At 70.9% G+C, this 14,088-nt stretch carries 11 protein-coding genes, 1 tRNA gene and 1 pseudogene; 11 read left to right on the top strand and 2 right to left on the bottom strand.

Features of this window, described 5'->3' with window-relative positions:
• Positions 1-343: 343 nt before the first annotated feature.
• The 3 genes from ABZY11_RS36715 to ABZY11_RS36725 all read left to right on the top strand — a co-directional run bounded on the left by ABZY11_RS36715 (position 344) and on the right by ABZY11_RS36725 (position 3,100).
• Positions 344-430, top strand: a tRNA-Ser gene (locus ABZY11_RS36715).
• A 119-nt stretch (positions 431-549) separates the two neighbouring features.
• Entirely contained in the window at positions 550-966 is a 417-nt protein-coding gene (locus ABZY11_RS36720) for a hypothetical protein (RefSeq protein ID WP_356483319.1), read from the top strand.
• Positions 967-1,510: 544 nt separating this feature from the next.
• A complete protein-coding gene (locus ABZY11_RS36725; RefSeq protein ID WP_356483320.1) occupies positions 1,511-3,100 on the top strand; it encodes an ABC transporter substrate-binding protein in 1,590 nt (529 codons plus the stop codon).
• A gap of 41 nt (positions 3,101-3,141) precedes the next feature.
• Here ABZY11_RS36725 and ABZY11_RS36730 read toward each other — a convergent pair whose 3' ends face one another.
• Positions 3,142-4,026: a bifunctional DNA primase/polymerase gene (locus ABZY11_RS36730; protein WP_356483321.1), complete on the bottom strand. Its 885-nt coding sequence runs from the start codon at positions 4,024-4,026 to the stop codon at positions 3,142-3,144.
• A gap of 336 nt (positions 4,027-4,362) precedes the next feature.
• Here ABZY11_RS36730 and ABZY11_RS36735 point away from each other — a divergent pair, with 336 nt between their 5' ends.
• The 8 genes from ABZY11_RS36735 to ABZY11_RS36770 all read left to right on the top strand — a co-directional run bounded on the left by ABZY11_RS36735 (position 4,363) and on the right by ABZY11_RS36770 (position 12,436).
• Positions 4,363-4,674 carry a hypothetical protein gene (locus ABZY11_RS36735; protein ID WP_356483322.1) on the top strand — a complete coding sequence of 104 codons (312 nt, stop codon included), beginning with the start codon at positions 4,363-4,365 and terminating at the stop codon, positions 4,672-4,674.
• A 288-nt stretch (positions 4,675-4,962) separates the two neighbouring features.
• A complete protein-coding gene (locus ABZY11_RS36740; protein ID WP_356483323.1) occupies positions 4,963-6,174 on the top strand; it encodes an acyl-CoA dehydrogenase family protein in 1,212 nt (403 codons plus the stop codon).
• Positions 6,171-7,163 (top strand): OB-fold domain-containing protein, encoded by a 993-nt coding sequence (locus ABZY11_RS36745; protein WP_356483324.1) that lies wholly within the window; start codon positions 6,171-6,173, stop codon positions 7,161-7,163. The genes ABZY11_RS36740 and ABZY11_RS36745 overlap by 4 nt, the downstream gene beginning before the upstream one ends.
• 1 nt (position 7,164) lies before the next feature.
• Positions 7,165-8,199: an acyl-CoA dehydrogenase family protein gene (locus tag ABZY11_RS36750; RefSeq protein ID WP_356483325.1), complete on the top strand. Its 1,035-nt coding sequence runs from the start codon at positions 7,165-7,167 to the stop codon at positions 8,197-8,199.
• A gap of 2 nt (positions 8,200-8,201) precedes the next feature.
• Positions 8,202-8,597, top strand: coding sequence for a MaoC family dehydratase (locus ABZY11_RS36755; RefSeq protein WP_356483328.1), 396 nt, complete (start codon positions 8,202-8,204; stop codon positions 8,595-8,597).
• A complete protein-coding gene (locus ABZY11_RS36760; protein ID WP_356483326.1) occupies positions 8,594-9,760 on the top strand; it encodes a lipid-transfer protein in 1,167 nt (388 codons plus the stop codon). The genes ABZY11_RS36755 and ABZY11_RS36760 overlap by 4 nt, the downstream gene beginning before the upstream one ends.
• A 329-nt stretch (positions 9,761-10,089) precedes the next feature.
• The gene (locus tag ABZY11_RS36765) at positions 10,090-10,641 is read left to right on the top strand and encodes a SigE family RNA polymerase sigma factor (RefSeq protein ID WP_356483329.1); all 552 of its coding nucleotides are present in this window, start codon (positions 10,090-10,092) and stop codon (positions 10,639-10,641) included.
• Between the two features lie 145 nt (positions 10,642-10,786).
• On the top strand, positions 10,787-12,436 hold the full coding sequence (locus ABZY11_RS36770) for a long-chain fatty acid--CoA ligase (protein WP_356483327.1): 1,650 nt from the start codon (positions 10,787-10,789) through the stop codon (positions 12,434-12,436).
• A 135-nt stretch (positions 12,437-12,571) separates the two neighbouring features.
• Here ABZY11_RS36770 and ABZY11_RS36775 read toward each other — a convergent pair.
• A pseudogene (locus tag ABZY11_RS36775) lies at positions 12,572-14,088 on the bottom strand (PAS domain S-box protein); the annotation flags it as partial.

The raw sequence follows: 14,088 nt of genomic DNA on the forward strand, positions 1-14,088 counted from the left end.
CCGCCGCTACATCATCTGGCGAAACCGCCATGCCGACGACCAGCACCTACAAGCCGTCGTCGACAAGGCAAACGTTGCCTGATGCGGCACTAGAAGGTGCGCCCTGACCTGGGAAAATAGAAGTCCCTGGAATGCTCTCCTGGGACCCGGATCGACGATGCGGCCCGGCCGCTACTCGTCGGAACGGCCGATCCACCGCCACTCGCAACCTGCTGAGGCACGTACGCCCACGCCCACGGTCACCAGCCCGAGTTGCGCCGGGGAAGGCGACCGACCGGGATGGCCCGGCAGAATCAATCAGCCGGTACGCTGTAGGCGCTCCGGCACAGGTGGGCGGAGCAGGGGTGGGTTGCCCGAGCGGCCTAAGGGAACGGTCTTGAAAACCGTCGTGGCAGCGATGTCACCGTGGGTTCAAATCCCACACCCACCGCAGCAGGTCGGCGTCCGCGCCGATCACAAGGGGTGCCCCGGCCGGGGCACCCCTTCGTCGTGTGGCTCTGTCTCACCGAGTGGGAGGGTCGTACGGGCGCGTCGGGGTGGGACTACTCCGTGCCGTATCAGGAGGATCTCGTCGAGGCGTTCGAGGGGCTGCGGCGGAAGGTCTTTGAGGAGCGGGGCTACTACTGGGGGCCGGGTGGCGACTGGCGTCCGGAGGAGGAGCGGTTGCCATGGCCCGGGACCGAGGGGGAGTTGTGGGAGCACGAACTCGTCCAGCACGACGGGACGCATTCGATCCTCGACATCTTCCGGATCATCGGTCCTGACGAGGAGCCGGACTACGGAACGATGAAGCAGGTGACCGAGGACGAGGCCCTTCGCGTCCTGGGCACGCGGAAGCTCACCCGGGCACACGTGCCGCGGTTCGAGGAGTTTCATCACTGGCGTTGGTACGGCCGGTGTGCCGTGCTCCATGACGACCTGGGGGAGCCCCGGGAGATCTACTTCTGGGGCTACTCCGGCGACTGAGGCGACCCGGTGGACCGGGCGCGGTCGGGATGCGGTCGAGCTGAGGCTGCAGGACTGGCTGTTCTGGATGGGCCATTCCGGACGGAGTGTTCCGGACGGAGTGCGCGAGATCGCGGACGCCCGTGGCGATGTGGCCCAAGCGCCTTTTATCCGCGGCTGTTCGCTGATCAGGGGCGGGGCCGCGGTGGTCGCTCAGGGCCGTCGATCAACACGGTTCGATACCAGCCATTTACGCCGACAGCACCGGCTGCCGGTGACGATGTTGTCGCATGATGTGGCACCACACAGCGCTGCCTCCTACTAGATTGTCAAAGCACCACAAGACCGATCATGGTCTGCCCTGCATCGTTCATCAGCTGTCATTCGGCAGTCGGTCACCACGAAACATCCTGGTGAACACCATGTCCAGGCAGGCTGTCGGTCCGCACCACCGCGCACGGCCGGGCTGACAGTGCTGGACGGTCGCGACGTTCGCAGTAGTACCTGACCTGATCCGGTTGTCCGGGGATCCCCACCCCCCGGCCGAGAGTATGAGGCACGTTCTGTGAAGGTTCGTACGAGGCGGTCGGCCACCCTGATCTCCGGGGTACTGGCGGCGGTGCTGCTGGCGGGTTGCGGCTCCGAGGACCAGATCTGGCCATTCGAGAGCAAGGACAGGATGGTCGTCGGCATGTCCGACGACATCCTGGCGACCGATCCGGCCGCGGGGTACGACCCGGGGTCCTGGTTGCTGTTCAACAACGTCTTCCAGTCACTGCTGAGTTTCCCGCCCGGGGGGTCCATCCCTGTGCCGGAGGCCGCCGACGAGTGCGGCTTCTCGGACGGCAGCAGGACCTACACCTGCACCCTGCGCGACGGGCTGAAGTTCAGCAACGGCCACAGCCTCACCTCGGCGGACGTCAAGTACTCCTTCGACCGGGCGATCAAGATCAACGACCCGGCGGGCCCGGCGCCGCTGCTCTCCACCATCTCGTCGATCAGGACCCCGGACGACAAGACCGTCGTATTCCGCCTCAAGGTGCCCGACGCGACATTTCCCAGCAAGATCGCATCGGGTGCCGGCTCCATCGTGGACCGCCGGGTATATCCCAAGGACAGTCTCCTCAAGGGCGGCGAAACGGTCGGCTCCGGTCCCTACAAGCTGGACTCCATAGACAAGTCGGAAGCCGTCTTCTCCGTCTATTCCGGGTACCACGGAACCGCCGAGGTGAAGAACTCCGGCGTGACGATGAAACTCTTCCGGGGAAACCAGCAGGCGCTCAAGACAGCTCTGGAGAAGGACGAGGTCGACATCGCGTACCGCGGGCTGACCGCCAAGACGATCGCCGCTCTGGACACCTCGCCCAGCGCTGAGAAGGACGGCATCGACGTGGTCCAGGGGAGCAGCGCGGAAGTCCAGCACATGGTCTTCAACGTCGCCGACCCCGTCGTCGGCAAGCTCGCCGTGCGCAAGGCCATCGCCTATCTCGTCGACCGATACGCCCTGGTCAGCGAGGTCTACCAGTCCACGGCGACGCCGCTCTACTCGATCGTCCCGGTCGGAATCACCGGGCACGGCAACTCCTTCTTCAACACGTACGGCGACAGCCCGCAGCCGCAGAAGGCCGAGGACGTCCTGAGGGAATCCGGTATCACCGACAAGGTGAAACTCACCCTCTGGTCCACTCCGAGCCGTTACGGACCGGCGACCGACGACGAACTCCGGACCATCGCCAATCAGTTGAACAAGAGCGGGCTGTTCGAGGCCCGGATGAAGTCGGTCCCCTTCGACCAGTACGAGAAGGGCATCGCCGAAGGCAAGTACGGCGTCTACGTCAAGGGCTGGGTGCCCGACTATCCCGACCCCGACAACTTCACCCAGCCGTTCTTCGGCGACGGAAATGTCCTGTCGAACAATTTCGAGAACAGTGACATAACCAAACAGATCATCCCGCAGACCTCGTCGATGACCGACCGCGCGAGCACCCGGCAGGCGTTCATCAAGTTGCAGGACATCGTGGCGCGTCAGGTGCCGCTCCTGCCGCTCTGGCAGGGCAAGCAGTACGCGGTCGCCAACGAGAACGTCCGGGGCCTGCAGAACTGTCTGGACACATCGACCGTTTTCCGGTTCTGGGAGCTCAGTACTGCGTCCTAGGACACGACTCAGGACACGGCCTCGTACCCCTCCCGGCGAGCTCAGGTGGTCGGCCGGGGCTCGTCCGGTGCGGCCGTGGTGAGACGGGCCGCCGATTCGATCGTGGCGCGGGCCTCGCGTTCGGTGAGGCCGGTGCGGACGGCGGCGTCGGTGAGGGCGTCCGCCAGGGCGTCGCCGTAGCCGTGTTCGTAGGCGCGGCAGGCCGCCCAGAAGAGCCGTGCGTTGCGTTGGCCCTCCCGTGCCGCGAGGACGAAGCGGACCAGCCCCCGGCCCTGGTCGGGCCGCCCCGTGCTGTGCCGGCGGCGCGCCGGAGGCATGAGCAGGTGCAGGAGCGCGCGGGGGCAGGGCGCCGGAGGCAGACCGGCGGTGCCCGGGGCGAGTCGGTAGCGGCCGTGCGGGGTGACCGAGCCGGGGCCCACCAGGTAGCCGCCGGCGCCCCGGATGTCGATGCCCGGGGCGAGGCGGCTCGCGGAGTTCGGTACGGGGACGCCGGGCGGGCCGGTCAGCCAGAGGTGCCGCCCGCCGCTGGGGGTGAGGACCGTGACGGTCGGCGGGATCGTGAACAGGTGGTGCAGGGCCAGCCGCCGGAGCGATGCGGCGGAGTCGCCGCCCGCGGTGCCGACGTCCAGGTCGATGCCGATGAGGTGGTGCGGGGGCCGGCCGCAGGCGATGCCGTAGCCGGTGGCCCAGGGGGCGGCGGCGAAGAGGGCCCGTACGGCGGCCGGGTCCGTGGTGGCGTCGTGGACACCGTGGCCGGGAAGGCCGCACGCACCCCGGCAGCTGAGCCGACGGTCGTCGTTCCGGTGCGGGGAGGGCAGAGCGGGCAGCTTGCGGGCGGTCAGCGGGATGACGGGGAGCCCGCGCTCGGCGGCGGAGAGCGCATGGGCGAGGGCCAGGGTGGCGGTCTGCCGGTCGGTGATGGCCATGGTTCTATTTTCGTTCAGGTGTTCGAAAAGGGGAAGGGGGTGTGGCCCCGGCGGGCCGCTCGCCGGAACGCTTCTTCCCTTGGGGGGTACGGGGTCGGGCGGTCCGGAGGTTCCCCGGCGGATTCCCGGTGGGGCGCGGATGGGATGTGAGCTGGGGCTTTGGGGCGCGCAAAGGTTTATCAGCGCTTCCTCACGCCTGCGGGGGAATCGGATCGCATGGGTGGTTCGCCGGGGAATCGGTGGGCAACTCTGGTCTCGCGACGTCGTGACCAACACCGGGGTGGTCGGCCAACTGCCTCGGAACAAGCCGTACTTCCGGTTCCTGGAGGAATTGACATGGCAAGCATCCGTACCGCTCGTGCCCTCGCAGCTGTTGCCGCTCTGCCCCTCGCCGCCGCGCTCTTCGGCGGTGTGGCCCAGGCCGACAGCGGCTCGTTCGCGAACGACGGATCGAACGCGGCTGTTGCCACGGTCGTCGGCAGCGGCGTCGGCGGCAACAACTCCGGCAACTCGTCCACGTCCCAGCAGCAGGCCGTCGGCTCCGGAGCGTCGAACCGGAGCAACTCCGCGCAGGTGAACGGCTCGGGATTCACCGTGGTCGACCAGCACAACGACAACGTCACGGTGAACTTCACCAACCTCTGGTGAGCCGTGGCCGGTCATGGGCCGGTCGGGGGGTCGGGCCGGGATCGGCTGGAGAACGGTCCGCGCGAGGGTGCTTCGGCGCCCTCCCGCGGGCCGTTTCGCGTTGCCCGGGCAAGAGGTGCGTGTGGGGCCGGCGCGCGCGGTCGGACCGCGGCGGGGTGTTGCCGGCAATCGGCCTCGGCGTCAGCCGGCCTCGGTATCGGCATTGGCATCGGCCTTGACAGTCCGCCCAGATCTGACGGACAGTCAGAAACTCTGATCCGTACGCCAAGTGTCCGGGAGGAAGCCGCTGTGCACCTCGCCCAGACGGAACGTCAGCGACAGCTGCGCGCCGAACTCCGCACGTACTTCCGCGAGGTGATGCCCGGGAGGGGCGCGGGGGCGGCCCCTGGGGACGGGGACCCGGACGGGCAGCGGCGAGTGCTGCGCAGGATCGGCGCCGACGGGATGCTCGGGCTCGGCTGGCCCGTCGAGTACGGCGGTCAGGGGCGCGGCGCCGACGAGCAGTTCATCTTCTTCGACGAGGCGTACCGGGCGGGGGCACCCGTCTCGATGGTCACCCTCAACACCGTCGGCCCGACGCTCATGAAGTACGGGACCGACGAGCAGAAGGCGTACTTCCTGCCCAGGATCCTCAGCGGCGACCTCGTCTTCGCCATCGGCTACAGCGAGCCCGAGGCCGGTACGGATCTCGCCTCGATGCGCACCAGGGCGGTGCGGGACCGCGCGGACACCTCCCGCCCGGACGGCGCCGGGCGCGACGATCACTGGGTGATCGACGGGCAGAAGATCTTCACCAGCAACGCCCAGAACGCGGACTGGATCTGGCTCGCCTGCCGTACGGATCCGGACGCGCCCAAGCATCAGGGCATCTCGATCATCCTTGTCCCGACCGACTCCCCCGGGTTCGCCTGGACACCGATCGAGACCGTGGGCGGGCTCACCACGACATCCACCTACTACGACGGGGTACGGGTGCCCGCCACCAATCTGGTGGGTCCGGAGAACGGCGGCTGGGGACTGATCACCAATCAGCTGAACCATGAACGGGTGGCCCTCGCCGCGATCGGAATGCAGGCCGAGGACTTCTACGAGGCGGCCCTCGCCCACGCCCGCACCCCCGACCCCGTCACCGGCAGGCGCCCGGCCGACGAGCCGTGGGTACGCGGCCGGCTGGCCGAGGCGTATGCCCGGCTGGCGGCGACGCGCCTGCTCAACTGGCGTCTGGTGGGGGACGTCGGGGCGGGCTCGCCGGCCCCCGGCGAGGCGAGCGGCGTGAAGTTCGCGGGGACCGAGAGCGCCGTCGAGGTGTACCGGATGTGCCAGGAGATCACCGGGGAGGCGGGCATGGTGCGGGGCGGCTCGCCCGGCTCCTTCGGGGACGGGGAGCTGGAGCGGATGAACCGGGCGGCGCAGATCAACACCTTCGGGGGCGGAGTGAGCGAGGTACAGCGGGAGATCGTCGCGACGATGCGGCTCGGCATGAAGCGGGGCAGGCGGTGACGGCCGGGAGGGAAGCGCCCGACGGGCCGGACGGGCTCCACGGGCGGCTCAAGGAGTTCGAGGGGCGGGCGGCGGCAACCGCGGGCACCGGCAAGGACCCGGTCAACGAGCCGATGATCAGGCACTGGTGCGAGGCGATGGGGGACGACAACCCCGCGTACTGGGGGCCGGACGCGGTCGCTCCGCCGACGATGCTCCAGGCGTGGACGATGGGCGGACTGTCGGGGCACACCGACCGCTCCGAGGCGTACGAGGAACTCTTCGGCCTGCTCGACGGCGCGGGATACACCTCGGTGGTCGCGACCGACTGCGAGCAGGAGTACCTGCGGCCGCTGCGGCCGGGGGACCGGATCACGTTCGACGCGGTCATCGAATCGGTCTCGGGGCGGAAGACCACAAAGCTGGGGACGGGCTATTTCGTCACCACGCGCATGGACGTGCGGGCGGACGGCGAACCCGCCGGGACGCACCGCCTCCGGATCCTCAAGTACGCCCCGGCCGCGCCGAAGCCGACCGCTCCGAAGCCGGCAGCGGCGGAACGGGCGGCGGAACGGTCGGTGCGCGACGGCGGCCGGAGCCTGCGCCCGAGGCCGGTGATCAACCGGGACAACGCCGGGTTCTGGCAGGGCGTCGCCGAGCACCGGCTGCTGATCCAGCGGTGCGTCGGATGCGGCACGCTGCGCTTCCCCTGGCTGCCCGGCTGCAACGCGTGCGGCTGCCAGGAGTGGGACACGGTCGAGGCGAGCGGCGGGGGCACCGTCTTCAGCCATGTGGTGATGCACCACCCGTCCTTCCCCGCCTTCGGCGCCGACGGGGCGGGCGGGCCGTACGCCGTGGCGCTGATCGAACTGGCCGAGGGGGTGCGGATGATCGGCAATGTGGTCGGTGTGCCGTACGACAAGGTACGGACGGGCCTGCCGGTGCGGCTGGAATTCCTGCGTACAGACCCTGAGTTGGAGCTTCCGGTCTTCCGGGGAGGCGAGGGCTGAGATGGATTTCGCACCCACCGAGGAGCAGACCGCGGCACAGGGGCTCGCGGCGCGGATCTTCGGTGATCTGTCGACGCCCGAGCGCCTGGCCGTGGCCGGCACGGGGACGGACGCCGAGCTGTGGAAGGAGCTCTGCACGGCCGGACTGACCGCGGCCGTCGAGGAGACCGGGCTGCTCGGCCTGGTGCTCCTGCTGGAGGAGCAGGGGCGCACGACGGCGCAGGTGCCGTTCGCGGCGAGCTGTGTGTACGGGCTGCTGGCCGTCGCCGGGCACGGCACGGACGAACAGCGGGAGCGGCTGCTGCCCACGCTCGGGGACGGTACGGCCGTCGCCACCGGGGCCTTCCCGGCACGCGGAGGCATCCGGGCGGACGAGGGCGGCCGGCTGAGCGGCAGCGTGCCGTACGTGCCGTGGCTGCGGGACGCGGATCTCGTCCTGGTCCCGGACCGGGAGCGGCGGCTGTGGATCGTCCGGGCCGGTGATCCCGGTGTGCTGACCGAGCCGGTGGAGACCACCGCGCCGTGGTCGGCGGCGCGGCTCGTCCTGGACGGGGCGTACGGGGAGCGGCTCGGCGGCGCCGGGGCGTACGAGGCGGTGCTGGCGACGGGCCGGACGGCGTTCGCCGGAATGCAGGCCGGGGTGTGCGCCGGCTCACTGGCCCGCGCCGTCGCCCACACGAACACCCGTGAGCAGTTCGGGCGCCCGCTCTCCACCAAGCAGGGCGTGCTGCTGCGGGCCGCCGACGCCCATATGGACACCGAGGCGATCCGGGTCACCGCGTACGAGGCGGCCTGGCGCCATGACGCGGGGCTGCCGTACGGGCACCAGGCGCTGACCGCGGCCTGGTGGGCGTCGGAGGCCGGAAAGCGGGTGGTGCACGCCGGACAGCATCTGCACGGCGGCACGGGCGCGGACCTGGACCACCCCGTGCACCGCCACTTCCTCTGGGGGCGGCAGCTCGACGCCTACCTGGGATGCGGCAGCGAAGTGCTCCAGGAACTCGGTGAGGCGCTGGTGAAGGAGGGCACGGAGTGAAGGTGAAGGCCGGTGACGAGCTCGCGCCGCTGGAGATCGCGGTGACCCGCACCCTGATCGTGGCGGGCGCGATCGCCTCCCGCGACTACCAGGACGTGCACCATGACGCGGAACTCGCCCGGGAGAAGGGCTCCCCGGACATCTTCATGAACATCCTGACGACCAACGGCCTGGTCGGCAGGTACGTCACCGACCGCCTCGGCCCGTCGGCCGTGCTCCGCAGGGTCGCGATCAGGCTGGGCGCACCCAACTACCCCGGGGACACCATGGTCCTGAGCGGCACGGTCACCGCCGTCGCGGACGACGGGACGGCCGAGGTGGCCGTCGTCGGGTCCAACGGCCTGGGCAGGCACGTCACCGGCACGGTGACCGTCGGCGTCGCGCGGGGGGCGGCATGAGTGTGCGCAGGGCCGATTCGCTCGGCGGCAAAGCGGCGGTCGTGGGGATCGGCGCGACCGAGTTCTCCAAGGACTCCGGACGCAGCGAACTGAAGCTGGCCGTCGAGGCGGTGCGGGCCGCCCTCGACGACGCCGGGCTGACCCCCGCCGATGTGGACGGCCTGGTCACCTTCACCATGGACACCAGCCCGGAGATCACCGTCGCCCAGGCCGCCGGAATCGGTGAGCTGTCGTTCTTCTCCCGCGTCCACTACGGCGGCGGGGCGGCCTGCGCCACCGTCCAGCAGGCGGCCCTCGCCGTGGCGAGCGGGGTGGCCGACGTGGTGGTTTGCTACCGGGCGTTCAACGAGCGCTCCGGGCGCAGATTCGGCTCCGGCGTGCAGCAGCGGGAGCCCACCGCGGAGGGCACGGCGCTCGGCTGGAACCTGCCCTTCGGGCTGCTCACCCCGGCCTCCTGGGTCGCCATGGCCGCCCAGCGCTATCTCCACGCCTACGGGCTGACGCCGGACGTCTTCGGCCATGTCGCGGTCACCGACCGCCGCCATGCCGCCCGGAACCCCGCGGCGTACTTCTACGGGAAGCCGATCACCCTGGCCGACCACGCGGCGTCGCGGTGGATCGTCGAACCCCTGCGGCTGCTCGACTGCTGCCAGGAGACCGACGGCGGGCAGGCGATCGTCGTCACCAGCGCCGAGCGGGCCCGGGACCTGCGGCGGCCGCCCGCCGTGATCGTGGCCGCCGCACAGGGGGCCGGGCGGGCGCAGGAGCAGATGACGAGCTTCTACCGCGACGACCTGACCGGCCTGCCGGAGATGGGAGTGGTCGCCCGGCAGCTCTGGCGCAGCTCGGGCCTCTCCCCCTCCGACATCGATGTGGGGATCCTCTACGACCACTTCACTCCCTTCGTCCTGATGCAGCTGGAGGAGTTCGGCTTCTGCGCGCCGGGCGAGGCGGCCGGCTTCGTCGCGGCCGACGCGCTGCCCCTGAACACGCACGGGGGCCAGCTGGGGGAGGCGTATCTGCACGGGATGAACGGCATCGCGGAGGCGGTCCGGCAGGTCCGCGGCACGTCGGTGAACCAGGTGTCCGGGGCGGCCAGGACCCTGGTCACGGCGGGCACCGGCGTACCCACCTCGGGTCTGATCCTCGGCACCGACGGCTGAGCGGGCCCGGCCCGGGGCGGCGTCCGCGGCCGGCCGGGACGTCAGGGGGCGCCCCTGAGCCCTGAAGACGACGACTCCACCTACAGGAGGTGGAGCAGGCCCTACCCCTACACCCTGAGGCGGACGCGCTTTCGGGACCTGGGGCCGATCCCCGGAGCGGCGCCCGCTCCTAGCGTGGAGCCATGACCACGCCAGTCTGCACGGGCAGCTCCGGGGGAGCCGCCACCACCGGACACGCGCCGCACACGCCGTACCCGGTGCACGCGTCGCACACCCTGCACACCACAGCGCACGGCTCACACGGCCAGCACGGCCCGCAGAGCACCCACGTGCCGCTCGGGCCGCGCGCCGTACGCACCTCGTACGCCCCGCGGACTCCGTACGCCCCCTATCCGTCGTTCTCCTCGTTCGTCCGGGCGAGAGGGCCCGTGCTGCTGCGGGCCGCGCGCTCGCTCACCGCCAACCCGAGCGATGCCGAGGACCTGCTGCAGACCGCGCTCACCAAGACATACGTCGCCTGGGAGCGGATCGAGGACCACCGGGCGCTCGACGGCTATGTCCGCCGGGCCCTGCTGAACACCCGGACCTCGCAGTGGCGCAAGCGCAAGGTCGACGAGTTCGCCTGTGACGAGCTGCCCGAGCAGGAGGCCGTTCCGGCCCCCGACCCGGCCGAGCAGCAGACCCTGCACGACGCCATGTGGCGTGCGGTGCTGAAGCTGCCGGACCGGCAGCGGGCGATGGTCGTCCTGCGCTACTACGAGGACCTGAGCGAGGCCCAGACGGCCGAGGTGCTCGGCGTGTCCGTCGGCACCGTGAAGAGCGCGGTGTCCCGGGCGCTCGGCAAGCTCAGGGAGGACCCGGAGCTGGCTCCGGTGCGATGACCCCGGGGCGGTGACAGCGTGCCGGCCGGGCCTGATTTTGCCGAACGACACCGAATCGTACTCCCGGAACTAGTGACATACCGAACGGTATGTGGGCAGAATCAGCGCAACCTTACTGCCGCGTAGCGCCCACCGGGAGGACGCCGTGCTGAGCACCATGCAGGACGTACCGCTGACAGTCACCCGCATCCTCAACCACGGGATGAGCATCCACGGGAAGTCACAGGTGACGACCTGGACCGGCGAACCCGAGCCGCAGCGGCGCAGCTTCGCCGAGATCGGCCGACGGGCGACGCAGCTCGCGAACGCGCTGCGCGACGAGCTCGGTGTCGTCGCCGACCAGCGGGTGAGCACCCTTCTGTGGAACAACGCCGAGCACGTCGAGGCGTATCTCGCGATCCCCTCGATGGGAGCGGTGCTCCACACGCTCAACCTCCGGCTCCCGGCCGAACAGCTGATCTGGATCGTCGGGCACGCCGACGACAAGGTCGTCATAGTCAACGGCTCCCTGCTGCCGCTGCTCGCGCCGCTCCTCCCCCAGCTGACGTCGGTCGAGCACGTGATCGTCACGGGGCCGGGCGACCGTTCGCTCCTCGACGGGGCGACGCCCCGGGTGCACGAGTACGAGGAGCTGATCGCCGGCCGCCCGACCGACTTCGACTGGCCCGAGCTGGACGAACGCCAGGCCGCCGCCATGTGCTACACCTCCGGCACCACCGGCGAGCCCAAGGGTGTCGTCTACTCCCACCGCTCCATCTACCTGCACTCCATGCAGGTCAACATGTCCGAGTCGATGGGCCTGACCGACAAGGACACCACGCTGGTGGTGGTCCCCCAGTTCCATGTGAACGCCTGGGGGCTGCCGCATGCGACGTTCATGTCCGGCGTCAACATGCTCATGCCGGACCGGTTCCTCCAGCCCGTCCCGCTCGCCGAGATGATCGAGCGCGAGAGGCCGAGCCACGCCGCCGCCGTCCCCACCATCTGGCAGGGACTGCTCGCCGAGGTCACCGCCCGCCCGCGCGACCTCAGCTCCATGGCCCGCGTCACCATCGGCGGCGCCGCCTGCCCGCCCTCCCTCATGGAGGCGTACGACAAGCTCGGCGTCCGCCTCTGCCACGCCTGGGGCATGACGGAGACCTCGCCGCTCGGCACCATGGCCAACCCGCCCGCCGGTCTGACCGAGGAGGAGGAATGGCCCTACCGCGTCACCCAGGGCCGCTTCCCGGCCGGCGTCGAGGCGCGGCTGGTCGGCCCCGGCGGCGAGCACCTGCCGTGGGACAACGAGTCGGCCGGTGAGCTGGAGGTGCGCGGCCCCTGGATCGCCGGGGCCTACTACGGGGGTGCGGACGGCGAGCCCCTGCGCCCCGAGGACAAGTTCAGCGAGGACGGCTGGCTGAAGACCGGTGACGTCGGCGTGATCAGTGAGGACGGCTTCCTCACGCTCACCGACCGGGCCAAGGACGTCATCAAATCCGGCGGCGAGTGGATCTCCAGTGTCGCGTTGGAGAACGCCCTGATGGCGCACCCCGATGTGGCCGAGGCGGCGGTCGTCGCCGTCCCGGACGAGAAGTGGGGCGAGCGCCCGCTGGCCACCGTGGTCCTCAAGGACGGCGCGAGCGCCGACTACGAGGCGCTGCGGGCCTTCCTCGTCACGTCCGGCATCGCCAAGTGGCAGCTGCCGGAGCGCTGGACGATCATTCCGGCCGTGCCGAAGACCAGCGTCGGCAAGTTCGACAAGAAGGTGCTCCGCAGGCAGTACGCGGAGGGCGAGCTGGACATCACCCGGCTCTGACCCGCCCGTGGGACGCGACGGGGGCGGTACGGAATCTTCCGTACTGCCCCCGCCGTTTCTTCCCTACCGCGTCCGCGGTTTCTTCCGTACCGCCCCGGCCGTTTCTTCCGTACCGCCCCGGCCGTCGGCCGTGGCTCAGTTCGTACCGATCTTCGCGAGCAGATCGACGATGCGGGACTGGACCTCTTCGCTCGTGGACCGCTCGGCCAGGAAGAGCACGGTCTCGCCCGAACTGAGCTTCGGCAGCTCCGAACCGTGCATGTCGGCGGAGGTGTAGACGACCAGCGGAGTCCGGTTCAACTGACCGTTCGCGCGCAGCCAGTCGACGATTCCGGCCCGGCGGCGGCGCACCTGCATCAGGTCCATCACCACCAGATTGGGCCGCATCCGGGTGGCGAGCGACACCGCCTCGCTGTCGGTGGAGGCCTGTGCCACCTGCATGCCGCGGCGTTCCAGGGTCTCCGTCAGCGCCAGCGCGATCTCCTCGTGCTCCTCGATCAACAGCACCCGGGGCGGATGCTGTTCGCTGTCGCGCGGGGCGAGCGCCTTGAGGAGCACGGCGGGGTCGGCGCCGTACGCAGCCTCCCGCGAGGCCTGGCCCAGGCCCGCCGTCACCAGCACCGGAACCTCGGCCGCCACCGCCGCCTGACGCAGCGACTGCAGGGCCTTGCGGGTGATGGGGCCGGTCAGCGGATCGACGAAGAGCGCGGCGGGGAACGCCGCGATCTGGGCGTCGACCTCCTCGCGCGAGTGCACGATCACCGGCCGGTAGCCGCGGTCGCTCAGCGCCTGCTGGGTGGAGACATCGGGCGCGGGCCAGACGAGCAGCCGGCGCGGGTTGTCCAGCGGCTCCGGGGGCAGCTCGTCGTCGACCGGCCGGGGCGACGGACGGTTGGCGACCTCGACCGCGCCACCCGGACCGTCCAGCGGCTCCGGACCCTCGGCGCCCTCGTCGGGGGCCCCTATCGCGTACGCGCGTCCCTCGGCCTCCGGGGCGGAGAGCAACTGCCCCGCACCCGGGCCCTGCGCGGGGCCGGTCGGGCCGGTCTGCGTCCCACCGGCGGGGGCGGAGGCGGGCGGGGCCGGCGCCGACGGCGCGGCCTGCGGGGTGCGCTCGCCCTCCGGCGGCGCGGCGAGCTTGCGGCGCCGTCCGGCACCGCCGAGCGTCTGGCTCTGCTGGTGCGCGATGTGCTGGGCGAAGGGCACGCCCTGTCCGAGCGTCCGCACGCTGAACGCGCGCCCCTGCGTCGAGTCCGACGAGCCGCCGGGCATCGGGGCTTCCGCGGGCAGCGGCTGCCTACGCGCGTCCGCCACGGGCGCGATGTCCTGCGGATGGCCCTCCGCGCTCTCCGGGCTCTCCGCGGAACCTGCGGCGGCCGCGACTGCCGTGGTGCCGGTGGCGTGCGTGGTCTGTCCGGCAGCGGGCCGCTCCGCACCGTCGACGGGCAGGTCGTCGGCCTGCTCGGGCCGGGGCTGCTCCTCGGGCCGGCCGGCCTGCTGGGGCGCCTCGGAGTGGCGGGCCCGGCGACGGCCGGTCGGTACGGGATGCGCCTGGGGCGGTGTGTGGTCGTCGCCCGGTGCGACGCGTACGGCGTCATGGCGTCCCGGCAGCGAGGCGTCCGCCTCGACGGCCGTGGCCGGGGAACGGTCGG

The organism is Streptomyces sp. NPDC006510 (assembly GCF_040611955.1).
In the GTDB taxonomy this organism is placed as follows: domain Bacteria; phylum Actinomycetota; class Actinomycetes; order Streptomycetales; family Streptomycetaceae; genus Streptomyces.